This is a genomic window from Ottowia sp. (assembly GCF_035444425.1).
Lineage (GTDB): Bacteria > Pseudomonadota > Gammaproteobacteria > Burkholderiales > Burkholderiaceae_C > Ottowia.
In genome coordinates, this window is record NZ_DAOMOQ010000001.1 from 80,226 (window position 1) to 105,535 (window position 25,310).

Consider the following 25,310-nt stretch of genomic DNA (forward strand, 5'->3'; position numbering starts at 1 on the left):
TGCGGATGGAGCGGCAGGGCGCCGCGCCGCTGCTCAGTGGCAGACCGGCGGGTTGACGATGCTGCGCAGCGCCTCGGTATCCAGGATTCGCACATGCCGCTGCTTGACCTCGACGATGCCTTCCTCGGCGAACTTGGAGAAGGTGCGGCTCACGGTCTCCAGCTTCAGGCCCAGGTAGCTGCCGATTTCCTCGCGCGTCATGCGCAGCACCAACTCGGACTGCGAGAAGCCGCGCGAATGCAGGCGCTGCACCAGGTTCAGCAGGAAGGCGGCCAGCCGCTCCTCCGCGCGCATGCTGCCCAGCAGCAGCATCACGCCGTGCTCGCGCACGATCTCGCGGCTCATGATCTTGTGCACGTGGCTTTGCAGCGCCGGCACCTCGCGCGACAACTCCTCGATGCGGTCGTAGGGCATCACGCAGACTTCGGCATCCTCCAGCGCGATCGCATCGCACATGTGGCGGTCGCCGACGATGCCGTCGAGCCCGATGATCTCGCCCGCCATCTGGAAGCCCGTGACCTGGTCGCGCCCGTCCTCGGTGGCGATGCAGGTCTTGAAGAAGCCGGTGCGGATGGCATAGAGCGCGTTGAAGCGCTCGCCGTTGGAGAACAGCGCCGCGCCGCGCTTGATCTTGCGCCGCGTCCCGACCAGGCCATCGAGCTTGCTCATCTCGGTTCCCGACAGCCCCATCGGCATGCACAACTCGCGCAGGTTGCAGTTGGAGCAGGCGACTTTGATGGTCTGGGGAGTCATTCGGTGCAGGAAATGAATGCAAAGGCACGCTTCGGCATGCAGCCGCATTCTAGGCGATGAGGCCGCTTGGCCGCTTGGACTTGATCCGGAGCAATTCCCGCCGCCAGCCGTCCGATTGCATTGACCATCGTCAAGGAAAGGCTTTCGCTGTCCGGCCACATTAATCGTTGACCAGAAGGAACCGCTTACATGCCCGCCATCACCACCGACCTGCTGACGAAGTTCGACGTTCCCGGCCCGCGCTACACCTCCTACCCGACCGCGGACCGCTTCGTCGAGGCCTTTGGCGAAGCCGAATACATCCAGGCGCTGGAGCAGCGCCGCACCGGGCCGTCCGCCATGGCGCTGCCGCTGTCGCTGTACGTGCACATCCCGTTCTGCGAGTCGCTGTGCTACTACTGCGCCTGCAACAAGATCATCACCAAGCACCACGAGCGCAGCCTGCCCTACCTGCGCTACCTGACCAAGGAGGTCGAGCTGCACGTGCAGCGCATCGGCAGCGGCCAGTCGGTCAGCCAGCTGCACCTGGGCGGCGGCACGCCGACCTTCTTCAGCGACGACGAGCTGGGCGAGTTGATGGCCATGCTGCGCCGCAACTTCAACCTGGTGCCGGGCGGCGAGTACTCGATCGAGGTCGATCCGCGCACCGTCGACGAAGCGCGCCTGGCCACGCTGGCCAAGCTGGGCTTCAACCGCCTGTCCTTCGGCGTGCAGGATTTCGACCCCATTGTGCAGAAGGCGGTGCACCGCATCCAGCCGGTCGAGAAGGTGTTCGCGCTGGTGGCGGCGGCGCGCCGGCTCGGCTTCGAGTCGGTCAACGTCGACCTGATCTACGGCCTGCCCAAGCAGACGCCCGAGTCCTTCGACCGCACGCTGGCGCAGGTGGCCGAACTGCGGCCCGACCGCATCGCGCTGTACGCGTACGCGCACCTGCCCGAGCGCTTCAAGCCGCAGCGGCGCATCATCGCCGCCGACCTGCCGGGCGCGTCCAGCAAGGTGGCGATGCTGGCGCGCTCGCTGGCCAAGTTCGAGGAGGTCGGCTACGTCTACGTCGGCATGGACCATTTCGCCCTGCCGAACGACGCGCTCGCCGTGGCCAAGCGCCAGGGCCGGCTGCACCGCAACTTCCAGGGCTACAGCACGCAGCCCGACTGCGACCTGATCGGCCTCGGCGTGTCGGCGATCGGCAAGGTCGGCGCCACCTACAGCCAGAACGCCAAGTCGCTGGAGGAATACCAGGGGCTGCTCGACCATGGCCATCTGCCGGTGGTGCGCGGGCTGGCGGTCTCGCGCGACGACCTGCTGCGCCGCAGCGTCATCATGGCGCTGATGTGCCAGGGCGAGGTGCTGTACGAATCGATCGAGGCAGCGCACCTGATCGACTTCCGCGACTACTTCGCGACCGAACTGGAAACCCTGCGCGGCATGCAGGCCCAGGGTCTGGTCCAGCTCAGCGATACCGGCATCGAACTCAGCGCCATCGGCTGGTTCTTCGTGCGCGGCGTGGCGATGGTTTTCGACAAGTACCTGCAGGCGGATCGGACCCGCGCGCGTTTCTCGAAAATTATTTGACCTCCGGAACCTTGCTCCCCCTGAGTCGCCTGCGGCGCCATCCCCCTGAGGGGGACGACGCTGGTGCTCGGGGGGACCCCGAGCACGGCGTCCCTGCAGGGCCTGCTCCGCGGCCTTTCGAGTGATTAACAGCGCCGTTCGGCCGAGACCGACATACTCCGTCCATGCAAACCTCTCTCGCCCTGACCGCCTTGCTGATGGGCGTGGCCGGTGGCCCGCACTGCATCGCCATGTGCGGCGCGGCCTGCGCCGGCATCGGCCAGGCGGCGGCGCCGCGCGGAACGCAGGCGATCTCGATGTTCCAGGTCGGCCGGATCGTCGGCTACTCGGCGCTGGGTGCGCTGGCGGCCGCCACCATGCAGGGCCTGGGCTGGCTGACCATCCAATCGGCGGCGCTGCGTCCGGCCTGGACCATGGTGCACATCGCCGCGGTGCTGATGGGCCTGATGCTGCTGATCTACGCGCGCCAGCCGGTGTGGCTGGAAACGGGCGCGCGCCGGGTCTGGGGCAGGGTGCGCGCGGCAACGCAGTCGATGGGCCTGGTGGCGCCGCTCGGCCTGGGCGTGGCCTGGGCGCTGCTGCCCTGCGGCCTGCTGTATTCGGCGTTGCTGGTGGCCTCGCTGGCCGGCAGCGTGGCGGGCGGTGCCATGGTGATGGCGCTGTTCGCGCTCGGCTCCGGCATCTCGCTGTGGGCCGGACCCTGGCTGCTGCTGCGCTTCGGCGGACGCGGCGCCTGGAGCATGCGCATCGCTGGCCTGGCGCTGCTGCTGACCGCGGGCTGGGGCCTGTGGATGGGGCTGGCGCACGACCAGGCGCCCTGGTGCGTGACGCCGGGCGGCTGAGCTGCGGCGCCAGCGCGGCCAGCCGCTGATTCAGGCCGGGCGCAGCTGCCGTGCCAGCAGGCGCGCGCAGTGGATCGCGTCGCGCTCAGCGCCGTCGTGGATCTGGTGCCGGCAACTGGTGCCGTCGGCCACGACGATGGCGTCCGGCGTCCTGCGGATGGCTGGCAGCAGGCTGAGCTCGGCCATCTGCATCGAGATTTCCTGGTGCCGCGCCTCGTAGCCGAAGCTGCCCGCCATGCCGCAGCAACTGCTCTCGATCAGTTGCGGCGCCGCGCCCGGAATGCAGCGCAGCACCTCGAGCACCGGCTCGACGGCGCCGAAGGCCTTCTGGTGGCAATGGCCGTGCACCAGCAGCGGTTGTTCGACCGGTGTCAGCCGGGCTTTCAGCGCTTCCAGCCGGCCGGCACGGCTTTCGCGTGCCAGGAACTCCTCGAACAGCAGCGCCTGCCGGCTCACCTTGGCGGCCATGTCGCCCAAGCCCATCGCTAGCGCCTCGTCACGCAGGCTGAGCAGGCAGGACGGCTCCAGGCCGACGATCGGCAGACCGCGTTCGGCGAACGGCAGCAGCGCCTCCAGCAGCTCGCGCATCCGGCTGCGCGCCTGCTCGACCATGCCGGCCGACAGGTAGGTGCGGCCGCAGCACAGCGGCGCCGCGCCGGCGCCATCCCGGGCAGCGACGTGCACGGTGCAGCCAGCGGCCTGCAGCACCTCGACGGCGGCGCGGGCGTTCTCGTCCTCGAAGTAGCCGTTGAAGGTGTCGACGAACAGCACCACGCCGCGCTCGGCGGCCAGAACCTCGGCGCGCGTGGCCGTTGCCGGGGGGGTGTTGAAGAAGGTCTTGCGCCGCCATTCGGGCAGGCTGCGCTGCGCCGCCAGGCCGAACAGGCGCTCGCCGGCGCGCGCCAGCCAACCGATGCGGTTGCGCAGGTTGAGCAGCGGCGCCAGACGGCTGGCCCAGGGCGCGTACTCGGGCAGGCGGCCGACCAGGTGGTCCAGCGCGCGGTAGCCGTTGCGCTTGCGGTCCTGGTGCAGGTATTCGATCTTCATGCGCGCCATGTCGACGCCGGTCGGACATTCGCGCCGGCAGCCCTTGCAGCTCACGCACAGGTCCATGGCCTGCCGCACTGCGTCGCTGGCCAGCCCGTCGGGTCCGAGCTGGCCGCTCAGCGCCAGCCGCAGGGTGTTGGCCCGCCCGCGTGTCAGGTGCTGCTCGTCGCGCGTGACGCGGTAGCTCGGGCACATGGTGCCGGCGTCGAACTTGCGGCAGTGCCCGTTGTTGTTGCACATCTCGACCGCCTTGGCGAAGCCGCGTGCCGGATCGCCGCCTGAGCCCGGCGCGCTGGTGCGTTCGGTTGCCGGGTCGTTCTGCACGTCCCAGGCGCTCCAGTCGAGCGCCGTCTGCAGCGGCGTCACGCGCTCCTGGTAGCCGGGCGGAAAGCGCATCAGGCGCGTGTCGTCCATGCGCGGCGGATCGACGATGCGCTGCGGGCAGAGCAGGGCGCCGGGGTCGAATGTCTGCTTGATGCGCGCGAACGCCTGGTTGATCTGCGGGCCGAACTGCCAGCCGATCCATTCGCCGCGGCACAGGCCGTCACCGTGCTCGCCGCTGAACGCGCCCTTGTACTTGCGCACCAGTTCCGCCGCTTCCTCGGCAATGGCGCGCATCTTGGGCGCGCCGTCGCGGCGCATGTCGAGGATCGGCCGCACGTGCAGCGTGCCGACCGAGGCGTGCGCGTACCAGGTGCCCTTGGTGCCGTGGCGGCGGAACACCTGCGTCAGCGCGTCGGTGTACTCGGCCAGGTGCGCCAGCGGCACCGCGCAGTCCTCGATGAAGCTGACCGGCTTGCCGTCGCCCTTGAGGCTCATCATGATGTTCAGGCCGGCCTTGCGCACTTCCCACAGGTTCTTCTGCGGCGCGTCGTCGACCATCTCGACCACCGAACCGGGCAGGCCGAGGTCGCCCATCAGCGCCACCAGATCGCGCAGCTTCGGCGCCAACGCGGCCTTGTCGTCGCCCGAGAACTCGACCAGCAGCAGCGCGTCGGGGCCGTCGCCGCCGGCGACCAGCGCGGTGCGCACCGTGGGCGCGAACGCGGGGTTCTGCAGCGCCAATTCGATCATGGTGCGGTCGACCAGTTCGACCGCCGAGAGCGCCGCGCCGCCCATCGCCACGATGTGCTGGACCGAATCCATGGCCTGGTAGAAACTCGGGAAGTTCACCACGCCGAGCACCTTCGCGCGCGGCAGCGGCGCCAGCGCCAGCGTGAGCGAGCGCGTCACCGCCAGCGTGCCCTCGCTGCCGATCAGCAGGTGGGCCAGGTTGACGGCGCCGTCCCGGGTGTAGGGGCGCTCGCTCTGCGGCTGGAACACGTCCAGGTTGTAGCCGGCCACGCGGCGCATCACCTTGGGCCAGTGCGCCGCGATCTGCGGCACCAGTTCGGCCGCCAGCGCGCGCACCTGCTCGCCGAGCGCGAGTGCACGGCCGCCGGCCTCGGCCCAGGGACCGAAGTCGACCAGCTCGCCGTCGGCCAGCCAGGCCTGGGCACCGCGCACGTTGTGCACCATGTTGCCGTAGGCGATGCTGCGGCTGCCGCAGGAGTTGTTGCCGGCCATGCCGCCGAGCGTCGCCTGTGCGCTGGTGGAGACATCCACCGGGTACCACAGGCCGTGCTGCCTGAGCTGGGCGTTCAGGTGGTCGAGCACCAGACCCGGCTCGACCTCGGCGGTGCGGGCGTCGACATCGACATGGATCACGCGCCGCAGGTGCTTGGAGAAGTCGATCACCAAGCCGGCGCCGGTGGTCTGGCCGCACTGGCTGGTGCCGCCGCCGCGCGGCACGATCGGCACGCCGAGCTCGCGGCAGATCGCCAGCGCCGCCGCCACATCGTCGGCAGAGCGCGGCACGAACACGCCGGTGGGGATCACCTGGTAGATCGAGGCGTCGGTGGCGTAGCGGCCGCGGTCGGCTGGCGAGAACAGCACCTCGCCGGCGGTGTCGCGGGTCAGGCGCTCGGCCAGCCGGCCGGCGACCTCGTTGCTGGCGTTTGCCACCAGTTCGTAGGCGTGCCGGCCATCGCCCGGCTTCAGGTGCAGGGGTAGCGGTGCGTTCATGCGTGTGCGGTGCCGGAGGCTTGGCGCAACTGCGCCAGCACCGCGTCGAGCTTGTTGGCCAGGTGCACCGTCAGCACCTCGCGCATCGCCGCCGGATCGTGCGCCTGCAGCGCGGCGACCATGGCCTCGTGCTCCTCGACCGCGCGGCGCCACTTGGTCTCGTCCTGGTTGGAGCGGAAGCGCAGCGCCTGCAACCGGGCGTTCAGGCGCTCGTACGAATCGGTCAGCACGGGATTCTTGGCGGCCGCGTTGATGGCCGCGTGGATGCGTGCATTGAGGTGGTAGTAGGCCGGCAGGTCGCGCCGCGTCCACGCAGCCAGCATCTCGAAATGCATGGCCCTGATCTCGGCCAGCTCGGCGTCGGTGATGCGCCGTGCGGCGAGCTCGCCCGACAGCGCCTCCAGCCCGGCCATGACCTCGAAGGTGTGGATCACGTCGGTCTCGTTCATCTGCAGCGCGATCGCGCCGCGGTTGGGCAACAACTCGACCAGCCCTTCGGCCGCCAGCGTCTTGATGGCTTCGCGCAGCGGCGTGCGCGACACCTGCAGGGCCTCGCACAGCTCGCGCTCGTTGAGCTTGGCGCCGGGCGCGATGCGGCCCTCGACCAGCATTTGGCGCAGTCGATCGCCGACCTGATCGTGCAGCGCGGCGCGCGGGATGGAGATGATTTCAGCGGTCACTATTGAATTTTGTATTCAAAATAAAGTGGCGTCAATTGGGGATTAGCCACTTTTTTCCTGTTGACAAATGAATTTTGTATGCAAAAATGCCCGCCAATCGAGGAGATGAACATGTTGACGCTGGACTTTCATCCAACCGGCCGGCACTTCCTGCAAATCCCCGGGCCATCGCCGGTGCCGGACCGCATTCTGCGCGCCATGAGCCTGCCGACCATCGACCACCGCGGGCCGGAGTTCGGCGCGCTGGGCCTGGAAGTGCTGTCGCGCATGCAGAAGATCTTCCAGACCACGCAGCCGGTCATCATCTACCCGTCCTCGGGCACCGGCGCCTGGGAGGCCGCGCTGGCCAACACGCTCAGCCCCGGCGACCAGGTGCTGATGTACGAGACCGGCCATTTCGCCTCGCTGTGGCGCCGGCTGGCCGAGCGGCTGGGCCTGAAGACCGAATTCCTGGCGCTGCCGGGCAGCGAGCACGGGGTGCCGGTGAGCTGGCGCCATGGCGTGCGGGCCGACATGATCGAGGCACGCCTGCGCGCCGACCCGCAGCACGCCATCAAGGCGGTCTGCGTGGTGCATAACGAGACCTCGACCGGCGTCACCAGCGACATCGCCGCGGTGCGCCGAGCCATCGACGCGGCGAAACACCCGGCGCTGCTGATGGTGGACACCATCTCGGGCCTGGCCTCGGCCGACTACCGCCACGACGAGTGGGGCGTCGACGTCACGGTCAGCGGCTCGCAGAAGGGCCTGATGCTGCCGCCGGGCATCAGCTTCAACGTGGCCTCGGCGCGCGCGCTCGAAGCCAGCCACAACGCGAGGCTGCCGCGTTCGTTCTGGGCCTGGGACGAGATGCTGGCCATGAACCAGACCGGCTACTGGCCCTCGACGCCCAACACCAACCTGCTCTACGCGCTGCACGAATCGTGCGGGATGCTGCTGGAGCAGGGCCTGGACGTGGTGTTCGCGCGCCACATCCGCTGGGGCGAGGGCGTGCGCGCCGCCGTGCGTGCCTGGGGCCTGCCGATCCAGTGCGCCGATCCGGCCGTGTACTCGCCGGTGCTGACCGGCGTCGTCATGCCCGATGGCGTCGATGCCGACGCGGTGCGCCGCATCGTCTACGACCGCTTCGACTGCTCGCTCGGCGCCGGGCTGGGCAAGGTCAAGGGGCGGCTGTTCCGCATCGGTCACCTCGGCGACTGCAACGACCTGACCCTGATGGCCGCGCTGAGCGGCTGCGAGATGGGCCTGAAGCTGGCCGGCGTCAAGCTGGCCGATTCCGGCGTGCTGGCGGCCATGGACTACTTCAGCCGCCACGCCGCCCCCTCGGTGCTGCGCAAGGCGGCCTGAGCACGATCACCCGATAGCCCTGCGCCGGCTATTTCACCCAAGGCGCGCCACCTCAACCTTCATTGGAGACAAGCATGCAGCGGAGACTTTTCGTCAGCGCAGGGGTGGCGGGTGCCGCCTCTCTGGCCGTACCCACGATCTGGGCGCAGAACCTGCCCACCACGCCGGTGCGCATCGTCGTCGGCTTCGCGCCCGGCGGCGGCACCGACATCCTGGCGCGCCTGATCGCGCAGAAGCTGGCACCGATGTGGGGCCAGCCGGTGGTGGTCGAGAACAAGGCCGGCGCCGCCGGCATGATCGCGGCCGACTACGTCGCCAAGCAGCCCGCGGACGGCACCACGCTGCTGATGGCGCACATCAACAGCCACGCCATCGCGCCGGCCATCATGCCCAAAATGAGCTACAACGCGGAAACCGACTTCACGCCGCTGTCGCTGGTCGGTGTCACGCCCAATCTGCTGATCTGCAACCAGGACCAGCCGGCCAAGACCGTGAACGAGGTGATCGAGCTGTGCCGCAGGGAGCCCGGCAAGATCAGCTTCGGCTCGGCCGGCAACGGCTCGGCGCAGCACCTGGCTCTGGAGATGTTCAAGCTGGCGGCCAAGGTGTCGGCCATTCACGTGCCGTACAAGGGCTCGGGCCCGATGCTGGCGGACCTGATCGGTGGCCAGATCAACTACAGCTTCGACACCATGACGGCGGCCACCCCGCACGTCAAGAGCGGCAAGGCGGTGGCGATCGCGCAGACACGCCTGAAGCGCGCCGGCAGCTACCCCAATGTGCCGACCATGGCCGAATCCGGCTTCCCCGGTTTCGAGGCCACCACCTGGTACGGCCTGGTGGGCCCGGGCAAGCTGCCGGCTGCCATGGCGCAGCGCATGAACGAGGACATCAACAAGGTGCTGGCGATGCCCGACGTGATCGAGAAGCTGCAGCAGAACGGCGCCGAGGACGGCGGCGGCTCGGTCGAGAAGTTCGCCAGCTTCATCCAGTCCGAATCGCGCAAGTGGGCCCGGGTGGTCAAGGAAGCCGGTGTCAAGAACGAGGGCTGAGCAGGCCGATCCCGTGGATGCGGCCGGCAGCACACCGGATCAGCGGCCCCTGCCGCTGGCCGGCATCCGCGTGCTCGATGTCACCCAGGTGATGGCCGGCCCGTTCGCCTGCATGCTGCTGGCCGACCTGGGGGCCGATGTGATCAAGATCGAACCGCCCGGCAGCGGCGACCAGACGCGCGGCTCGATGGGCTTCAAGATGAAGGGCCCCGACTCGCTCGGCTTCATCAACATGAACCGCAACAAGCGCAGCCTGGCGCTCAACCTCAAGACCGAGGCCGGGCGCGAACTGTTCAAGCGCCTGGTGGCCGACGCCGACGTGCTGCTGGAGAACTACCGGCCCGGCGCCATGCGGCGCCTGGGCCTGGGCTACGACGAACTGGCGCGCATCAACCCGCGCCTGGTCTACACCAGCATCTCGGGCTTCGGCCAGAACGGCCCCTGGGCCGACCGGCCGGGGTTCGATTTGATGGCGCAGGCCATGTCTGGCGTGATGAGCGTCACCGGCTACCCCGGCAGCCCGCCGGTGAAGGCCGGCGTGCCGGTGGCCGACATCGGCTGCGCGCTGTTCGCTGTGTATGCCACGCTGGCGGCGGTGATCGGCGCCCGCAGCACCGGCCAGGGCCAGTACATCGACGCGGCGCTGTTCGACGCGGCGATGGCGTTCTCGGTCTGGGACGTGTGCGACTACTGGGGCACCGGCAAACCGCCCGAGCCGCTGGGCACCTCCAACAAGATGGCGGCGCCGTACCAGGCCATGGCCTGCTCCGACGGCTGGTTCGTGATGGGCGCCAACAACCAGAAGCTGTGGCTGAAGCTGTGCGAGGTGCTGGGGCGCCCTGAACTGGCCGCCGACCCGCGCTTTGCCACCAACGCCGACCGGCTGGCGCACCGCGCTGAACTGGCCGAGGCGCTGGAGCAGTCGTTCCGGCAGAACACCAAGGACCACTGGGTCGACAAGCTGCTCGCTGCCGGCCTGCCGGCCGGGCCGATCCTGGGCTATCCGGAGGCGTTCGAATCCGAGCACGGCAAGGCGCGGCAGATGCGCATGGAGATCGATCATCCGATCGACGGCAAGGTGCCGAGCATCGGCTTTCCGGTCAAGCTGATGGGCACGCCGCAGCGGGTGCGCCGCCATCCGCCGCTGCTGGGCGAGCACACCGCCGAGCTGCTGGCCGAGCTGGGCATCGATGACGGGGCGCGCGCCGCGCTGGCGGCGCAGGGGGCGTTCTCGCCATGAGCGACGCCGCCGCAGCCGCCGGCGCGGTCCGGCTGTCGCTCGAGGGAGCAGTGGCTACGGTGGTGTTCGACCGGCCGGCGGCGCGCAACGCCATGACCTGGGGCATGTACCAGCAGCTGGAGCAGATCTGCCAGCGGCTGGCAGCGGCCACTGATGTGCGCGTCGCCGTGTTCCGCGGCGCCGGCGGTGAGGCCTTCGTCGCCGGCACCGACATCGCGCAGTTCAGCGCGTTTCGCAGCGGCCAGGATGGCGTCGGCTACGAGCACCGCATCGATGCGGTGATCGGCGCGCTCGGCGCGCTGCCGATGCCGACCGTGGCGGTGATCGAGGGCTGGGCCATCGGCGGCGGGCTGGCGATCGCCACCGCCTGCGACTTCCGGCTGGCGACGCCCACGGCGCGCTTCGGTGTGCCGATCGCGCGCACGCTCGGCAACTGCCTGTCGGTGGCGAACCTGGCGCGGCTCGAGGCCGCGTTCGGCCTGCAGCACACGCGGCGCATGCTGCTGCTGGCGCAGGTGCTGGATGCGGAGCAGGCACTGGCCTGCGGCTTCCTCGAGCGCATCTGCGACGCTGGCGAACTGGACGCCGCCGTGGCGCAGTTGTGCGCGCAGCTCGCGGCACTGGCGCCGGTCACCCAGCGCATCACCAAGACCGGGCTGGCGCGGGTCGTCGCGCAGCGCATCGCCGACGGCGACGACCTGGTGCGCCGCTGCTACGGCAGCGCCGATTTCCAGGAAGGCGTGGCCGCCTTCGTCGCCAGGCGCCAGCCGGTCTGGCGCGGCCAGTGAGCTCGTCGACGCGTCGGCCGTGGCTCAGGCGCCGATCGCGCCGACGCCCCGGTTCAGCATGTACAGCGCCAGCACGAACAACACCACCGCGAAGGCGCGCTTGAGCTTCTTCACCGGCAACGCATGCGCCGCCCTGGCGCCCACCGGCGCCATCAGCACGCTGCAGGAGGCGATCACCACCAGCGCCGGCAGCCACAGGTAGCCGAACGAGTACGGCGGCAGATCGGTCAGGCCCTGGCCCGAGATGATGTAGCCGACCACGTTGGCGAGCGCGATCGGAAAACCCAGCGCCGCGCTGGTCGCGACGGCGTTGTGGATGGCGATGTTGCACCAGGTCATGAAGGGCACGCTGATGAAGCCGCCGCCGGCGCCCACCAGCCCCGACAGGAAGCCGATCGCGCCGCCGGCGCCCAGCAGGCCGACGGTGCCGGGCAACTGGCGCGTCGGCGCCGGCTTCTTGTCGAGGAACATCTGCACCGCCGAGAAGGCCACGAAACCGCCGAACACGAAGTACAGCAGCGCGCCCTTGAGCAGCGCGAACACGCCGACGCTGGCCAGCATCGCACCCAGCACGATGCCGGGCGCCAGGCTCCTGACGATGTCCCAACGCACCGCCTTCTTCTTGTGATGCGCGCGCACGCTGCTGACCGAGGTGAAGATGATGGTCGCCATCGAGGTCGCGATCGCCATCTTCACCGCCAGCCCCGGCGTCACCCCGCGCGCGCTCAGAAAGACCGAGATGAAGGGCACCATGATCATGCCGCCGCCGATGCCCAGCAGCCCGGCCAGAAAGCCGGTCGCCAGGCCGAGCAGGGCCAGTTGCAGGATCAGCACAGGTTCGATGGGCATAGGACCAACCGCGACGCAAGAACGACAAAGAAATCAAGAGGCCGCGGAGCAGGCCAGTCCAGTGACGCCGTGGCCGGGCTTGTACCGGCCACTGGCGTCGTCCCCCCGCTCGACAGGGGGGAAGGCGCGCCAGCGCCTCAGGGGGGAACGCCGAAATGAGGTGTCTGCGAATGCCGCCGGGCCGTCATCCTGAACGCTGGGGTTCAGGTGGGCGAGGTCAGACTGATCTTGGGTTCATCTGACGCGAGACGATCACGCCGACCAGACTATTGTTCCAGGCCCGGGCTCGTACGAGCATTGGTTCAAGGAATATTAACCCGGCGCGCACCGCAGACGAGTGGAATTTTAACCCCCCTGAGTCGCCTGCGGCGCCTTCCCCCCTTGGCTTCGCAGGGGGGACGCAGCCAGCGGCCTGGCAAAGCCAGCTCCGCGGCTGCCGCGAACACTTCCTCGCCTGCGGCGAGGTCGTTTGGGTCTTGGGGAGGAGAGCGCTGCGCTGATTCTTGGCTGCTGCAGCCGTATCGCTCTAAAGCAGCCGGCCGTCGTCGCCCAGCGCCTGATCGAGCCGGCCCAGCAGCACGCCCAGCGTGGCCTGCTCGGCAACGCTCAGGTGCGGCTCGCCGTTGGGGTCGGCAGCTGGTGCAGCAGCGGCGACCGGCGCTGCCGGCGCCGCGACAGCGGGTGGCTCGGCCAGTTCGAACGCCAGGTTCAGCGCCGCCAGCACGGCGATGCGGTCGCGTGCCTTGATCTTGCCGGCATCGCGGATCTTGCACATGGCGGCGTCGACCTTGTGCACGGCATCGCGCAACTGGTCTTCACCGCCGTCGGGACAGCCGAGCAGGTAGGCCTGGCCCATGATCTTGACTTCGAGCTGCTTCACGCCGCGCTTTCCTTGTGGTCGGATTCGGACTCGGCCGGCAGCACGCCGGCAGCGGCCGGCAGGCGGTCGATCAGGGCGTCGACGCGTGCGCGGGCGGCCATCAGGCGCGAGCGCAGGCTGTCGCGCTCGTGCGTCAGCGCCTGCACCTGCTGCGTGAGCAACTCGTTGGTGCGGCGCAGTTCCTCGTGTCGTACGAGCAGCCGCTCGACGCGCTCGGCTATCTGTTCGATCAGGGGCGGATTCGACATGGGCGGGTGATTGGGGCCAGTGCGGTCGATTGTAGGCCCAGGCCCGGCATCGACCGGAGCCGTACAATCGCTGCTGTTGGTGCTCGCGCGCCGTGACTCTCACGGCCGCAGTTCAACGGGAAGCAGGAGGGTTCGCGGCCATCATGGCCCAGACCTAACCTGCGCTGCCCCCGCAACGGTAAGCGGTCGGTGCCTTGAGAGATACAGGGCGCCGGCTCCCGCCTCACACCGCCACTGGGTTCGCCGCGTGCGAAGCCGGGAAGGCGAGGCGAACAAGGAGTGCAACCGCCAGCCCGGATACCGGCCAACGAGGAGGGCGCGCACGCGCCGGGCTGGAGGGCCCGCGCCGCGCGCCGTGTTTGCCCCAGACGCTGGCGGGGAAGCCGGCAGGGGCGTGTCACCCGTGTTCCCGTCATGAAGAAAATCCCGTTCCGTTTCCGGCCCGTCGTGCTGCCGCTCGCGTTGTGCTGCGTGCTGCCCGCCTGGGCCCAGGGCCAGGCCAGTCCCGAGCCCGCCACCGTGGCGCAACTGAGCGCGCCCAGCCTGCCGGATACCGTGGTCACCGCCACCCGCGTGGCGCAGCCGCTGACCGACGTGCTGGCCGACGTCACCCTGATCGACGAACCCGAGATCCGCCGCAGCGGTGCCGTCAACGTCGCCGACCTGCTGCAGCGCCAGCCGGGCCTGGAGTTGTCGCGCAACGGCGGCCCCGGCACCACCACCAGCCTGTTCCTGCGCGGCGCCGAGAACCGCTTCACCGCCGTCTACATCGACGGCGTGCGCGTCGACACGCAGTCGACCGGCGGCGCGCCCTGGGAGAGCATCGCGCTCGGCCAGGTCGAGCGCATCGAGATCGTGCGCGGCCCGGCCGCGGCGGTGTACGGCTCGGATGCCATCGCCGGCGTGGTGCAGATCTTCACCAAGAAGGGTGACGGCCCCTTCACGCCCTACATCGGTGCCGGCATCGGCTCGCATTCGACGAAAAAGCTCGAAGCCGGCTTCAGCGGCAAGCAGGGCGCGGTCGACTATGCGCTGGGCGCGGCACGGGACATCAGTCGCGGTTTCGACAGCCGTCCCGGTACCAATCCCGATCGCGATGGCTACCGCAACAGCAGTGCCAGCGGCCGCCTGGGCCTGCAACTGCACCAGGCCCACCGCCTCGAGTTCAGCGGCACCTACAACGACATGAAGTCGCACTACGACGGCTTCACGCCTGGCCAGGACGACTACGGCCACCATCGCCTGGCGACGCTGGGCGCGGCGTGGGCTGCGCAATGGAGCCGGAGCTACAGCACGCGGCTGTCGGTGAGTGAATCACGCCAGCGCTACCGCACCGAGCCGGACCTCTACCAGACCGAGACCACGCTGCGCAACTACCTGCTGCAGAACGAGTGGCGCTCGGGCGGGCATGTCATCACCGCGGCGCTGGAGCGGCGCGAGGATCATCTGGACAACCCGGCGCTCAACCCCTGGGACAAGGCCATCGGCGCCAAGCGCCACCAGAACGCCGTCGCCCTGGGCTACGGGTTGACGCAGGGCGCCCATACGCTGCAGCTCAACCTGCGCCACGACCGCGACAGTGAGTTCGGCAGCCATTCGACCGGCGGCGTGGCCTACGGCTACGCCTTCGCGCCCGGCTGGCGCGTGACGGCAGCCGTGGGCACGGCGTTTCGGGTGCCGACGCTGTACCAGCGCTTCAGCGAATACGGCCAGCCCGCGCTGCAGCCGGAGAAGAGCCGCAACGTCGAGCTCGGCCTGCACTGGTCGCAGGGCCCCAGCCGCGTCGGCGTCACGGCCTACCGCAACAAGGTGCGCAACCTGATCACCTTCGGCGCTGCAGGGCCCTGCGGCTCGGCCTTCGGCTGCTACGAGAACACCGGCCGCGCCGTGCTGCAGGGCCTGACGATCTCGGCCGCGCACCGGCTTGCCGGCATCAATCTCGGCGCCTCGCTGGACCTGCAGGATCCGAAGGACGACATCAGCGGCAAGCAGTTGGCGCGCCGCGCCAAGCGCATCCTGAAGCTGAACGCCGACACCCGCGTGGATGGCGGCGGCACGGATTGGACGCTGGGCGCCGAATGGCTCGCCAGCAGCCGCCGCTTCGACAACGCCGCCAACACCCACGTGCTGGCCGGCTACGGCATCGTCAACCTGTACGCCAGCACCACCATCGCGCGCGAATGGAACCTGCTGGCGCGGGTCGACAACGTCGGTGACCGCGACTACCAGATCGCGCGCGGCTACGCCACAGGCGGACGCAGGTTCTTCGTCGGCCTGCGCTGGACGCCGCGCTGAAGCGGCCGACCACCAGCCAGCCAGGCATCCCCGGCGCGCACAGGCAGCCCACACGAGCATGGATTCAGTGGTCGACCAGCTTCTTCCCGTCACGGTGGACGGCGGCGGCCCGCGCCGCATCGTCTGCATGACCGAGGAGACCACCGAGTGGCTGTACCTGCTGGGCGAGCAGGCGCGCATCGGCGGCATCAGCGGCTACACGATGCGGCCGCGCCGCGCGCGCGAGGAGAAGCCCAAGGTCAGCGCTTTCACCAGTGCCAGGATCGAGAAGATCATGGCGCTCGAGCCGGACCTGGTGCTGGGCTTTTCCGACATGCAGGCCGACATCGCGGCCGAACTGATCCGCGCCGGACTGCCGGTGCTGGTGTTCAACCAGCGCAGCGTGGCGCAGATCTTCGAGATGCTGGCGCAGCTCGCGGCGCTGGTCGGTGCATCGGAGCGCGGGCAGGCGCTGATGCGGGGCTTTCACGAGCGGCTGGCGCAGATGGACCAGGCGGCGCAGGCCCGGCTGGCGGAGGGTCAGCGGCGCCCGCGCGTGTTCTTCGAGGAATGGGACGAGCCGCTGATCAGTGGCATCCGCTGGGTGTCGGAGTTGATCCGCATCGCCGGCGGCGAGGACTGCTTCCCCGAACTGGCGGCCGAATCGCTGGGCCGCAACCGCATCATCGCCGACCCGCTGGAGGTGGTGCGGCGCGCGCCCGACATCATCATCGGCTCGTGGTGCGGCAAGAAGTTCCGGCCCGAGAAAGTGGCGGCACGACCGGGCTGGCAGGACGTGCCGGCGGTGCGGGATGGCCAGGTGTTCGAGATCAAGTCCACCGACATCCTGCAGCCCGGCCCGGCGGCGCTGACCGACGGGGTTGAGGCCTTGCACCGCATCGTGATGGACTGGATGATGAAACAGGCTCCCACGCTTTCTGCCGCGCAGGGTGCCCGGTCCCCCGAGGCGGCTGCCTCCGCCCTGGGGCGGCCCGACGGTGGAGGCGGCCATGGCTGAAACTGTCATGCGTGTCGCGCGCAGCGAACTCATCCTGGGCGGCCAGAAAAGCGGCAAGTCGCGCCGCGCCGAAAGCCTGGCCGCCGCCTGGCTGGCGCGATCCCCGGCCGAAGGGCCCGACCACCGCGCGGTGCTGATCGCCACCGCCAGCGCGCACGACGACGAGATGCGCGAGCGCATCGCGCGCCACCAGCGCGAGCGCGGCCAGCGCGTACCCGGCATGATGACCGTGGAAGCGGTGCATGAGCTGCCCGCCGCCATCGCCCAGGCCGGTGGCACCGAGACCTTGCGCGTGGTCGATTGCCTGACGCTGTGGCTGACCGCGCTGCTGATGCCGGCAACCGATGCTGGCCAGGCGCCTGCGGCCGCCGACTGGCCGGTGCACGCCGCCGCGCTGGTGCAGGCCATCGCCGCCTGCCCCGGCCCGATCGTGCTGGTCGGCAACGAGATCGGCCTGGGGGTGATTCCGCTCGGGCGCGAGCTGCGCGCCTTCGTCGATGCGCTGGGTACGCTGAACCAGCAGGTGGCGGCAGCCTGCGAGCGCGTCACGCTGATGGCCGCGGGGCTGCCGCTGACGTTGAAAGGACAGCCATGAGCGCGCACGCGTGCGGGCAGGACACAGAGCCACTGCGGCTCCGAAGCAGGAAGAGAAATCCTCTGTGGTTCTCCGTGCCTTTGTGCCTCTGCGTGCTGTTGCTGAGCCTGCTCAACCCGGCCCAGGCCTACGAAGTCCGGGACGACGCGGGCCGGACCACGCGCTTCGACGCAGCGCCGCAGCGCATCGTCAGCCTGCTGCCTTCGCTGACCGAGACGGTGTGCGAGCTGGGCGCCTGCGCGCGCCTGGTGGGCGTGGACCGCTATTCCAACTGGCCCGCCAGCGTGCGCGCGCTGCCCCAGGTCGGCGGCGGGCTGGACCCGAACATCGAGGCGGTGGTGGCGCTGCGGCCCGACGTGGTGCTGGTCGCCACCTCGACCCGGGCCGCCGACCGGTTGCGGGCGCTGGGCCTGAAGGTGGTGGCGCTGGAGCCCAAGACCGGCGCCGACGTGCGCCGCGTGGTGCACAAGCTCGGTCAACTGCTGGGCGCGCCGGATGCCGGGCGCGTGCTGCGCGCCATCGATGCCGGCGTGGCGGCGGCGGCGCAGTCGGTGCCGGCTGGCGCACGCGGCCAGCGGGTCTACTTCGAGGTCAGTCCGGCGCCGCACGCCGCTGGGCAGTCGTCCTTCATGGGCGAGTTGCTGGCGCAGCTCGGCCTGCGCAACATCGTCGGGCCTGAATTCGGGCCGTTTCCCAAGCTCAACCCCGAGGCCGTGGTGCGCGCCGACCCCGACCTCATCATGGTGGGTGAGGCCAGTGCGGCGGCGCTGCGCCAGCGGCCCGGCTGGCAGGGCATCCGCGCTGTGCGCGCGCAGCGCGTGTGCGTGTTCGATGCCATCGAGCGCGACGTGCTGATCCGCCCCGGGCCGCGCATGGCCGAGGCCGCACGCTGGATGGCGGACTGCGCCGCCCGTTTTGGTACCCTGGCCGCGGGAGCGGCGCCGTGAGCACCGCTGCCGAGGTGACCATGAGCCGGTCGGAGCGCGCGTCGATCGAGACCGATGTGCGCCGGCGCGCGCCCTGGATCGGCGCCGCTCTGGTGCTGGCCGCGCTCGTGGTGCTGCTGGTCGGTGCCAGTGTCGGCAGCACCGGCTGGGACAGCCTGCGCGATGCCTGGCACGATCCGGTGGCCTGGCAGATCGTGCGCGACATCCGGCTGCCGCGCACTCTGGGCGCCTGGCTCACCGGTGCGCTGCTCGGCCTGGCGGGTGCGGTGGCGCAGGGCCTGTTCCGCAACCCGCTGGCCGATCCATTCCTGCTCGGCAGCGCTTCGGGCGCGGCACTGGCCGTGGCGGCGCTGCTGGCCTTGTGGGGCGCGCCGGTGGCAGCCAGTTCCTGGCTGGTCAAGCTGGGGGTGACCGGCGCCGCCTTCGTCGGCGCACTGGGCGGCGTGCTGCTGACCCTGATGCTGGCGCGCGGCGTGCAGCACACGCTGCGGCTGCTGCTGGCCGGCGTGGTGGTGGGCTACGTGCTCGGCGCCATCAAGGACCTGCTGAGCCTGGCCGCGCCCGACATCCTGACCGGCATGCTGGCCTTCATGCTTGGCAACACCGGCTTCATCGGCTGGAGCGCGGTGGTGCTGATGACCCTGGTGCTGGTGCCGCTGGCCCTGCTGGCCTGGGCGCTGGCGCGCGTGCTCGATGGCCTGAGTTTGGGCGAGGCCACCGCGCGCAGCCTGGGCCTGCCGCTGGCGCCGATGCGCGCGCTGCTGATCGGCGTGCTGGCGCTGGCCACCGGCACGGCGGTGGCGCAGACCGGCCTGATCGCCTTCGTCGGCCTGGCGGCGCCGCACCTGGTGCGCGGGCTGGCGCGCATGACGCACGGGCCGCTGGTGCTGCTGAGCGCGCTGATGGGCGGGCTGCTGCTGATGGTGGCCGACGTCGGTGCGCGCGTGCTGATCGCGCCGCAGGAGCTGCCGGTGGGCGTGCTGACGGCGGTGCTGGGCGGGGGTTACCTGCTGTGGCTCATGTATCGGAGAACGCGGTGAACCCCGTGAGTCGCCGGCGACGGTCTGGCTATGCGGTTCCCGGGCATGGCCTGTGCCGCGGCCTTCGGAGGCGCGCGCGAGTCGAGGAGGGGATGCGGTGACCATGGATCGAATCGCTGTCGCGGCGCGCTCGACGGCCACCCGCATCGGCAAGGCGCAGATCCTGCACGAGCTCGACGTGCGCATCCGTGCCGGCCGCTGGACCGCCATCGTCGGCCCCAACGGCGCAGGCAAGTCGACCCTGCTGCGGGTGCTGGCCGGGCTGTTGCCGACCGACGGCACGGTCGAGCTGCAGGGCCGGCCGCTGCTGGAGTGGCCGCTGCGCGAGCGCGCCCGACAACTGGCCTGGCTGGGGCAGGGCGAACCCGGCTCCGAGGACCTGAGCGCCTACGACGTCGCGCTGCTGGGCCGCCTGCCGCACCGCTCCTGGCTGGCGCCGCCGTCCGAGCAGGACCACGCCATCACGCGCCAGGCGCTGCAGGCCATGCAGGTGTGGCCGTTGCGTGCGCGCCGCCTGGGCGACCTGTCGGGCGGCGAGCGCCAGCGCGTGCTGCTGGCGCGTGCGCTGGCGGTGCAGGCGCCGCTTCTGCTGATGGACGAACCGCTGGCGCACCTGGACCCGCCGCACCAGGCCGACTGGCTGGCGCTGGCGCGCGAGCAGGTGGCCGCGGGCGGCACCGTGGTCAGCGTGCTGCACGAGCTCGGCATGGCCTTGCAGGCCGATGAGCTGTTGATCGTGCGCAACGGCCGCGTGGTCCATCACGGTGCCTGCGCCAGCCCGGCCACGCACCGCGCGCTGCAGGTCGCGTTCGACGGCCGGGTCGAAGTGCGCCAGGTCGATCACCAATGGGTGGCCTTGCCACGCATTCCACAGGAGGCATCAGTGCATGCAGATTGAGACACCACCAAGCGAAAAACGCTACGAGCGGCCCGAAGGCGAGCGGCGCGGCCTCATCATCGTCAACACCGGCGACGGCAAGGGCAAGAGCACCGCCGCCTTCGGCCTGGCGCTGCGCGCCTTTGGTCGCCAGCACGTGCATGGCCGGCGGGTAGCGATCTTCCAGTTCATGAAGGTGCCCAGCGCGCGCTTTGGCGAGCACCGCGTGTTCGAGCAGATCGGCCTGCCGATCGAGGGCCTGGGCGACGGCTTCAGCTGGAAGAGCAAGGATCTGGATCATTCGGCGCAGCTGGCGCGCGACGGCTGGCAGAAGGCCAGGGCGGCGATCCTGGACGGCGAGCACTTCCTGGTCGTGCTGGACGAGATCACCTACCCGCTGATCTACGGCTGGCTGCCGCTGGACGAGGTGCTGCAGACGCTGCAGCAGCGCCCGAAGGACGTGCACGTGTGCCTCACGGGCCGGCGTTGCCCGTCCGAGATCATCGACATCGCCGACACCGTGACCGAGATGACCATGGTCAAGCACGCCTTCAAGGCCGGCGTGCCGGCGCAGCGCGGGATCGAGGACTGACCACCCGTGTCGCAGCACCGCTATCCCGACTCCGACCGCGCCGCGCTCTACCGCGTCATCGCCGAGCGGCGCGACATGCGGCATTTCCTGCCGGGCCGGACCGTCGCGCCGGCGCTGCTGCAGCGCCTGCTGCAGGCCGCGCACTGGGGACCGAGCGTCGGCTTCATGCAACCGTGGCGCTTCGTGCGCATCACGCGCCGATTGGCTGACGGACGAGCATGAAGCGGCGCACTGAAGCCATGGCCATGAAGCGCGCGCCGCTCGCCCACCACCCCACGCCGACCCCGACACCGTCAGCGCGCTCGATGCGCCCTGAATTCGAAGCAGCAGATATTCAAGGCTGTCATTGCAGAAAGGAAACCGATGTCCCATCCATCCGTCGTTGAAGCACCCGTCACCTCGCAGCCGGGCGCGACCATGCCGGCGCCGAGCAAGGAGCGCTGGAGCGTCGAAGCCATCGAGGCGCTGCTCAACCAGCCCTTCAACGATCTGCTGTGGCAGGCGCAGCAGGTGCACCGCCAGCACCACGATCCGAACGAGGTCGAGCTGGCCACGCTGCTGAGCGTGAAGACCGGTGGCTGTCCCGAGGACTGCGGCTACTGCCCGCAGTCGGTGCACTACGACACCGGCGTCAAGGCCGAGAAGCTGATGGCCAGCGGCGAGGTCAGGCGCGCCGCCGAAGCCGCCAAGGCGGCGGGCGCCACGCGCTTTTGCATGGGCGCCGCCTGGCGTGCGCCCAAGGAGCGCGACATCGAGGCCGTGGCCGAGCTGGTGCGCACCGTCAAGGACGTGGGCCTGGAAGCCTGCGCGACGCTCGGCATGCTGGCCGATGGCCAGGCCGAGAAGCTGAAGGACGCCGGCCTTGACTACTACAACCACAACCTCGATTGCGCGCCCGACTTCTACGGCGAGATCATCAGCACGCGCGACTACCAGGACCGGCTCGACACGCTGGAGCGCGTGCGCGGCGCCGGTGTCAAGGTGTGCTCGGGCGGCATCGTCGGCATGGGCGAATCGCGCCGCCAGCGTGCCGGGCTGATCGCGCAGCTGGCCAACCTGCCGGAGGTGCCGCAGAGCGTGCCGATCAACCACCTGGTCAAGGTCGAGGGCACGCCGCTGGCCGACCAGCCCGACCTCGATCCACTGGAATTCGTGCGCATGATCGCCGCAGCGCGCATCACCATGCCGACGTCGCGCGTGCGCCTGTCGGCCGGGCGCCAGCAACTGGGCGAGGCAGTGCAGGCGCTGTGCTTCCTGGCCGGCGCCAACAGCATCTTCTACGGCGAGAAGCTGCTTGTGACCGGCAACCCGGACGTCGGCGCCGACCGCGGCTTGCTGCAGAAGCTGGGCATCCGGGCGCGCGCTGGCGTGTCGGATGTGCCGGCCTTCGAATCAGACTGAGGTCGCCACTGCACGATGCCGTGGCTCACACCGCCGCCCGAATCAAGCTGGCTGCTGGCCGCCGCGCCGGTGCTGGCGCTGGCGGTCGACCGCGTGTTCGGCGAGCCGGGCCTGCGCTGGCACCCGGTGGCCTGGATGGGTCGCTGGCTCGGCTGGGCCGGCGCCCGGCTGGCGCCGCGCGCCGACCAGCCGCGGCGGCGCTCCGACCGGCGCGTGTTCTGGTGTGCCGCGCTGGCCTGGTGCGCGGCGGCGGCGCTGGTGTTTGCGCTGGCGTGGCAGTTGCAGGCGGGGCTTCTGCTGCTGCCCGCCTGGCTGGCGGCGCTGGCGCTGGGCCTGCTGCTGAAGCCGCTGCTGGCCTGGGCCATGCTGCGCGACGAGGTGCTGGCGGTCGAGCCGGCACTGGACCAGTCGCTGGAGGTCGGGCGGGCGCAACTGGCGCGCCTGGTGAGCCGCGACGTGTCCGGGCTCGATGCGGTGCAGGTGCGCGAGAGCGCCATCGAAAGCCTGGCCGAGAACCTGAATGATTCGCTGGTGGCGCCGCTGTTCTGGTTTGCCGTGCTGGGCCTGCCGGGCGCGGCCCTGTTCCGCTTCGCCAACACGGCGGACGCGATGTGGGGCTACCGCGGCGTGCGCCCGCTCGACGGCGTGCCGCGCGACTGGAACTGGGCCGGCAAGTGGGCGGCGCGCGCCGACGATGTGCTGGGCTGGCTGCCGGCGCGCCTGACGGCAGTGCTGATCGGCTTGCTTGGCGGACTGCTTGGTGGGCTGCGCGGCTGGCGCGTCCTGGCGGCCGATGCGCGCCGCACGCCGTCGCCCAACGGCGGCTGGCCGATGGGGGCGATGGCGCTGGCCCTCGGTGTCCGCTTGCGCAAGCCCGGTGCGTATGTACTGAACGATGCTGGCCGCACGCCCGAGGCGGCGGACACGCTGCGCGCCGGCGCCATCGGTTCGCGCACCGCGTTGGCGGCCGCGCTGCTGGCGTGCGCGGGCTGGCTGGGGACGCTGGGCGCGTGATGGGTTTCCTGAACCCGCGAGTGCCGCCATGCTGAGCCCGGTCCACGGCGGCCCCGATGCCGAGGGCGTGCCTGCGCACGACCTGTCCACCAACGCCAACGCCTGCGGGCCGTACCCGCCGGCCGAGCGTGCGGTGCAGGGCGCGGATGCGCGCCACTACCCCGACCCGGCCTACACCGCGCTGCGCGTGCAGCTGGGTGCCTGGCACGGTGTGGCGCCGGCGCGCATCGTGCTGGCGGCGAGTGCAAGCGAGTTCATCCAGCGCATCAGCACGGCGGTGGCGCTGCGGGCGCATGAAGCCGCGACCCACACCCGCGCCGCTGGCGTGCATCTGCCGGTGCATGCCTATGGCGACTACGCGCGTGCCGCGCAGGCTGCCGGCCTGGCGCTCACGCAGCTACCCGGCGGCGCGGCGCTGCTGTGGGCCTGTGAGCCCTCCAGTCCGCTGGGGCAGGCTGATCCGGACCTGCCGGCGCGCGTGGCGGCGCTGCGGGACGGGCAGACCCTGGTGCTCGACCAGGCCTATGAGCCGCTGCGGCTGGACGGCGCGCTGGCGCTGGATGCGGCGGCGCGGGACCGCGTCTGGCGCCTGGTCACGCCCAACAAGGCGCTCGGCCTGACGGGCGTGCGCGCCGCCTACGCCATCGCGCCGCTGGACGCGCCGCCCGCGCTGCTGGCCCGAGTGCAGGCACTGGCGCCGTCGTGGCCGCTGGGTGCGCACGGCGTGGCGCTGCTGCAGCTTTGGGCCAGCCTCGATGCGCAGGACTGGCTGGCCCAGTGTCACGCGACGCTCGGCGAATGGAAGCGCCGGCAAACCGCGCTGCTGGCGCAGGCCGGCTGGCGGATCGAGCCGTCGGTGGCCAATTTCTTCGTCGCCGCGCGCGCCAACCCGGCGGGCGCAGACGACCCGGCGCTGCAAACGCTGCTGTGCGCACTGCGGCAGCAGGGCTTCAAGCTGCGCGATTGCGCCAGCTTCGGCCTGCCCGGACGCGTGCGGATGGCGGTGGTGGCACCTGCAGTCCAGGACGCGCTGCTGGTGGCGCTGCGCCGGGCCGCCGCGCAGCAAGCCGGTTGATCGCACGACCATGCACCACCACGCCAGCCTCGACAAGGCATTCGAGAAGGAGAACCAAGTGACCGTGAACCTGCCCGAGATCGCCGATCTCGACAACGCCGCGCTGGCGGCCGTCCTGCAACACAAGATCGACCGCAAGACCGTGCCGCACGGCGCACTCGGCCGGCTGGCGGCGCTGGCGCAGCGGCTCGGCATGATCCTGGGCAGCACCGAGCCGCGCCTGCAGGCGCCGCAGCTGCTGGTGTTCGCCGCCGACCACGGGATCGCCGCGCGTGGCGTGTCGGCCTATCCGAGCGAGGTGACCTGGCAGATGGTTGGCAACTTCCTCGCCGGTGGGGCCGCGGTGAGCGTGCTGGCGCGCCAGCACGGCATCGCGCAGACGGTGGTGGATTGCGGCGTGCGGCGCGATTTCGAGCCGGCGCCGGGGCTGCACATCGCTAAGATCGCGCACGGCACGGCCGACTGCGCCAGCGGCCCGGCGATGAGCGCGGCGCAGTGCGCGCAGGCGCTGGCCAATGGCATCGAGCTGGTCAGGGGCTTGCCCGGCAACGCCGTGCTGCTGGGCGAGATGGGCATCGGCAACACCAGCGCGGCGGCCTTGCTGACGGCGCGCCTGGGCGGCATCGACGTCGGCGAGGTGACCGGCGCCGGCACCGGGCTCGACGCGGCCGGCATCGCGCACAAGACCGCCGTGCTGCGCGAGGCGCTGACCGTCAACGCTGAGGCCACCGAGCCGCTGACCGTGCTGGCGGCGCTGGGCGGCTTCGAGATCGCCACCATGGTCGGCAGTGTGCTGCAGGCCGCCAGCCAGCAGCGAGTGATCGTGGTCGACGGCTTCATCGCCAGCAGCGCCGTGCTGGTGGCCTCGCGGCTGGCGCCGCAGGTGCTGCAGCGCTGCGTGTTCGCGCACTGCTCGAACGAGCGCGGCCATGCGCACCTGCTCCAACTGCTGGGCGCCGAGCCGCTGCTCGACCTCGGCATGCGGGTGGGCGAGGGCAGCGGTGCGGCGCTGGCCTGGCCGATCCTGGAATCGAGCTGCCGCATCCTCAATGAGATGGCCAGCTTCGAATCGGCGGGCGTGGCGGACAAGGCTTAGGACCAACCGGCGCGGCTAC

Annotated in this window: 23 protein-coding genes, 1 pseudogene and 1 riboswitch; of the genes and pseudogenes, 18 read left to right on the top strand and 6 right to left on the bottom strand. The window is 70.5% G+C overall.

Translation table 11 applies throughout. From position 1 onward, the window contains the following. Positions 1–33: 33 nt before the first annotated feature. Positions 34–753 carry a fumarate/nitrate reduction transcriptional regulator Fnr gene (gene fnr, locus PK606_RS00415; RefSeq protein WP_324559406.1) on the bottom strand — a complete coding sequence of 240 codons (720 nt, stop codon included), beginning with the start codon at positions 751–753 and terminating at the stop codon, positions 34–36. Between the two features lie 189 nt (positions 754–942). Here fnr and hemN point away from each other — a divergent pair, with 189 nt between their 5' ends. Both hemN and PK606_RS00425 read left to right on the top strand, forming a co-directional pair. Further along, on the top strand, positions 943–2,325 hold the full coding sequence (gene hemN, locus PK606_RS00420) for an oxygen-independent coproporphyrinogen III oxidase (RefSeq protein WP_324559408.1): 1,383 nt from the start codon (positions 943–945) through the stop codon (positions 2,323–2,325). Positions 2,326–2,489: 164 nt separating this feature from the next. Further along, complete coding sequence (locus PK606_RS00425; protein WP_324559410.1) at positions 2,490–3,167, top strand: sulfite exporter TauE/SafE family protein; 678 nt, start codon at positions 2,490–2,492, stop codon at positions 3,165–3,167. A gap of 30 nt (positions 3,168–3,197) precedes the next feature. Here PK606_RS00425 and PK606_RS00430 read toward each other — a convergent pair whose 3' ends face one another. Together PK606_RS00430 and PK606_RS00435 are read right to left on the bottom strand one after the other, a co-directional pair. Beyond that, positions 3,198–6,278, bottom strand: a complete 3,081-nt coding sequence (locus tag PK606_RS00430) for an FAD-binding and (Fe-S)-binding domain-containing protein (RefSeq protein WP_324559411.1) — start codon at positions 6,276–6,278, stop codon at positions 3,198–3,200. Then, positions 6,275–6,958 carry a GntR family transcriptional regulator gene (locus tag PK606_RS00435; RefSeq protein ID WP_324559413.1) on the bottom strand — a complete coding sequence of 228 codons (684 nt, stop codon included), beginning with the start codon at positions 6,956–6,958 and terminating at the stop codon, positions 6,275–6,277. The genes PK606_RS00430 and PK606_RS00435 overlap by 4 nt, the downstream gene beginning before the upstream one ends. A gap of 111 nt (positions 6,959–7,069) precedes the next feature. Between PK606_RS00435 and PK606_RS00440 the strand changes: the two genes are divergently transcribed. The 4 genes from PK606_RS00440 (at position 7,070) to PK606_RS00455 (ending at position 11,385) form a co-directional block, all read left to right on the top strand. Further along, positions 7,070–8,305 (top strand): pyridoxal-phosphate-dependent aminotransferase family protein, encoded by a 1,236-nt coding sequence (locus PK606_RS00440; protein ID WP_324559415.1) that lies wholly within the window; start codon positions 7,070–7,072, stop codon positions 8,303–8,305. A 74-nt stretch (positions 8,306–8,379) separates the two neighbouring features. Further along, positions 8,380–9,357: a Bug family tripartite tricarboxylate transporter substrate binding protein gene (locus PK606_RS00445; RefSeq protein WP_324559417.1), complete on the top strand. Its 978-nt coding sequence runs from the start codon at positions 8,380–8,382 to the stop codon at positions 9,355–9,357. A 13-nt stretch (positions 9,358–9,370) separates the two neighbouring features. Further along, positions 9,371–10,597, top strand: coding sequence for a CaiB/BaiF CoA transferase family protein (locus PK606_RS00450; RefSeq protein WP_324559419.1), 1,227 nt, complete (start codon positions 9,371–9,373; stop codon positions 10,595–10,597). After that, positions 10,594–11,385, top strand: a complete 792-nt coding sequence (locus tag PK606_RS00455; protein WP_324559421.1) for an enoyl-CoA hydratase/isomerase family protein — start codon at positions 10,594–10,596, stop codon at positions 11,383–11,385. The genes PK606_RS00450 and PK606_RS00455 overlap by 4 nt, the downstream gene beginning before the upstream one ends. A 24-nt stretch (positions 11,386–11,409) precedes the next feature. On the opposite strand, the gene PK606_RS00460 is transcribed toward PK606_RS00455, so the two are convergent. From PK606_RS00460 to PK606_RS00470, 3 genes are all read right to left on the bottom strand, one after another. After that, entirely contained in the window at positions 11,410–12,234 is an 825-nt protein-coding gene (locus tag PK606_RS00460) for a sulfite exporter TauE/SafE family protein (RefSeq protein ID WP_324559423.1), read from the bottom strand. Positions 12,235–12,760: 526 nt separating this feature from the next. Beyond that, a complete protein-coding gene (locus PK606_RS00465; protein ID WP_324559425.1) occupies positions 12,761–13,114 on the bottom strand; it encodes a cell division protein ZapA in 354 nt (117 codons plus the stop codon). Beyond that, positions 13,111–13,362 (bottom strand): restriction endonuclease subunit S domain-containing protein, encoded by a 252-nt coding sequence (locus tag PK606_RS00470; RefSeq protein WP_324559427.1) that lies wholly within the window; start codon positions 13,360–13,362, stop codon positions 13,111–13,113. The genes PK606_RS00465 and PK606_RS00470 overlap by 4 nt, the downstream gene beginning before the upstream one ends. A 60-nt stretch (positions 13,363–13,422) precedes the next feature. Beyond that, positions 13,423–13,685: riboswitch (cobalamin riboswitch) on the top strand. Positions 13,686–13,776: 91 nt separating this feature from the next. On the opposite strand from PK606_RS00470, the gene PK606_RS00475 reads away from it, so the two are divergent. The 12 genes and pseudogenes from PK606_RS00475 (at position 13,777) to cobT (ending at position 25,291) form a co-directional block, all read left to right on the top strand. After that, on the top strand, positions 13,777–15,657 hold the full coding sequence (locus PK606_RS00475; protein ID WP_324559429.1) for a TonB-dependent receptor domain-containing protein: 1,881 nt from the start codon (positions 13,777–13,779) through the stop codon (positions 15,655–15,657). Between the two features lie 58 nt (positions 15,658–15,715). After that, entirely contained in the window at positions 15,716–16,654 is a 939-nt protein-coding gene (locus PK606_RS00480; RefSeq protein ID WP_324559431.1) for a cobalamin-binding protein, read from the top strand. Continuing rightward, positions 16,647–17,249, top strand: a complete 603-nt coding sequence (locus PK606_RS00485) for a bifunctional adenosylcobinamide kinase/adenosylcobinamide-phosphate guanylyltransferase (RefSeq protein WP_324559433.1) — start codon at positions 16,647–16,649, stop codon at positions 17,247–17,249. Before PK606_RS00480 ends, PK606_RS00485 begins: the two co-directional genes overlap by 8 nt. Further along, entirely contained in the window at positions 17,246–18,196 is a 951-nt protein-coding gene (locus tag PK606_RS00490) for an ABC transporter substrate-binding protein (protein ID WP_502920759.1), read from the top strand. The genes PK606_RS00485 and PK606_RS00490 overlap by 4 nt, the downstream gene beginning before the upstream one ends. 20 nt (positions 18,197–18,216) lie before the next feature. Then, positions 18,217–19,236, top strand: a complete 1,020-nt coding sequence (locus PK606_RS00495; RefSeq protein WP_324559624.1) for a FecCD family ABC transporter permease — start codon at positions 18,217–18,219, stop codon at positions 19,234–19,236. Positions 19,237–19,339: 103 nt separating this feature from the next. After that, complete coding sequence (locus PK606_RS00500) at positions 19,340–20,134, top strand: ABC transporter ATP-binding protein (RefSeq protein ID WP_324559436.1); 795 nt, start codon at positions 19,340–19,342, stop codon at positions 20,132–20,134. Then, positions 20,124–20,705, top strand: a complete 582-nt coding sequence (gene cobO / locus PK606_RS00505) for a cob(I)yrinic acid a,c-diamide adenosyltransferase (RefSeq protein ID WP_324559438.1) — start codon at positions 20,124–20,126, stop codon at positions 20,703–20,705. The genes PK606_RS00500 and cobO overlap by 11 nt, the downstream gene beginning before the upstream one ends. Positions 20,706–20,711: 6 nt before the next feature. Then, positions 20,712–20,906 (top strand): annotated as a pseudogene (locus PK606_RS00510) (nitroreductase family protein); the annotation flags it as partial. 162 nt (positions 20,907–21,068) lie between these two features. After that, a complete protein-coding gene (bioB, locus tag PK606_RS00515; RefSeq protein ID WP_502920760.1) occupies positions 21,069–22,106 on the top strand; it encodes a biotin synthase BioB in 1,038 nt (345 codons plus the stop codon). 15 nt (positions 22,107–22,121) lie between these two features. Next, positions 22,122–23,120, top strand: coding sequence for an adenosylcobinamide-phosphate synthase CbiB (gene cbiB / locus PK606_RS00520; RefSeq protein ID WP_324559441.1), 999 nt, complete (start codon positions 22,122–22,124; stop codon positions 23,118–23,120). A 28-nt stretch (positions 23,121–23,148) separates the two neighbouring features. Beyond that, complete coding sequence (locus PK606_RS00525) at positions 23,149–24,195, top strand: aminotransferase class I/II-fold pyridoxal phosphate-dependent enzyme (protein ID WP_324559443.1); 1,047 nt, start codon at positions 23,149–23,151, stop codon at positions 24,193–24,195. Between the two features lie 10 nt (positions 24,196–24,205). Beyond that, entirely contained in the window at positions 24,206–25,291 is a 1,086-nt protein-coding gene (gene cobT / locus PK606_RS00530; protein WP_324559445.1) for a nicotinate-nucleotide--dimethylbenzimidazole phosphoribosyltransferase, read from the top strand. Positions 25,292–25,310: the final 19 nt, after the last annotated feature.

What these genes read in the sequence shown, in the direction of transcription:
- PK606_RS00500 (WP_324559436.1), top strand. Translation starts at nt 19,340, where the DNA reads ATGGATCGAATCGCTGTCGCGGCGCGCTCGACGGCCACCCGCATCGGC.
- PK606_RS00485 (WP_324559433.1), top strand. Translation starts at nt 16,647, where the DNA reads ATGGCTGAAACTGTCATGCGTGTCGCGCGCAGCGAACTCATCCTGGGC.
- hemN (WP_324559408.1), top strand. Translation starts at nt 943, where the DNA reads ATGCCCGCCATCACCACCGACCTGCTGACGAAGTTCGACGTTCCCGGC.
- cobT (WP_324559445.1), top strand. Translation starts at nt 24,206, where the DNA reads ATGCACCACCACGCCAGCCTCGACAAGGCATTCGAGAAGGAGAACCAA.
- PK606_RS00445 (WP_324559417.1), top strand. Translation starts at nt 8,380, where the DNA reads ATGCAGCGGAGACTTTTCGTCAGCGCAGGGGTGGCGGGTGCCGCCTCT.
- PK606_RS00430 (WP_324559411.1), bottom strand. Translation starts at nt 6,278, where the DNA reads ATGAACGCACCGCTACCCCTGCACCTGAAGCCGGGCGATGGCCGGCAC.
- PK606_RS00480 (WP_324559431.1), top strand. Translation starts at nt 15,716, where the DNA reads ATGGATTCAGTGGTCGACCAGCTTCTTCCCGTCACGGTGGACGGCGGC.
- bioB (WP_502920760.1), top strand. Translation starts at nt 21,069, where the DNA reads ATGTCCCATCCATCCGTCGTTGAAGCACCCGTCACCTCGCAGCCGGGC.
- cobO (WP_324559438.1), top strand. Translation starts at nt 20,124, where the DNA reads ATGCAGATTGAGACACCACCAAGCGAAAAACGCTACGAGCGGCCCGAA.
- PK606_RS00460 (WP_324559423.1), bottom strand. Translation starts at nt 12,234, where the DNA reads ATGCCCATCGAACCTGTGCTGATCCTGCAACTGGCCCTGCTCGGCCTG.
- PK606_RS00475 (WP_324559429.1), top strand. Translation starts at nt 13,777, where the DNA reads ATGAAGAAAATCCCGTTCCGTTTCCGGCCCGTCGTGCTGCCGCTCGCG.
- PK606_RS00425 (WP_324559410.1), top strand. Translation starts at nt 2,490, where the DNA reads ATGCAAACCTCTCTCGCCCTGACCGCCTTGCTGATGGGCGTGGCCGGT.
- PK606_RS00490 (WP_502920759.1), top strand. Translation starts at nt 17,246, where the DNA reads ATGAGCGCGCACGCGTGCGGGCAGGACACAGAGCCACTGCGGCTCCGA.
- PK606_RS00440 (WP_324559415.1), top strand. Translation starts at nt 7,070, where the DNA reads ATGTTGACGCTGGACTTTCATCCAACCGGCCGGCACTTCCTGCAAATC.
- cbiB (WP_324559441.1), top strand. Translation starts at nt 22,122, where the DNA reads ATGCCGTGGCTCACACCGCCGCCCGAATCAAGCTGGCTGCTGGCCGCC.
- PK606_RS00495 (WP_324559624.1), top strand. Translation starts at nt 18,217, where the DNA reads ATGAGCCGGTCGGAGCGCGCGTCGATCGAGACCGATGTGCGCCGGCGC.
- fnr (WP_324559406.1), bottom strand. Translation starts at nt 753, where the DNA reads ATGACTCCCCAGACCATCAAAGTCGCCTGCTCCAACTGCAACCTGCGC.
- PK606_RS00470 (WP_324559427.1), bottom strand. Translation starts at nt 13,362, where the DNA reads ATGTCGAATCCGCCCCTGATCGAACAGATAGCCGAGCGCGTCGAGCGG.
- PK606_RS00525 (WP_324559443.1), top strand. Translation starts at nt 23,149, where the DNA reads ATGCTGAGCCCGGTCCACGGCGGCCCCGATGCCGAGGGCGTGCCTGCG.
- PK606_RS00455 (WP_324559421.1), top strand. Translation starts at nt 10,594, where the DNA reads ATGAGCGACGCCGCCGCAGCCGCCGGCGCGGTCCGGCTGTCGCTCGAG.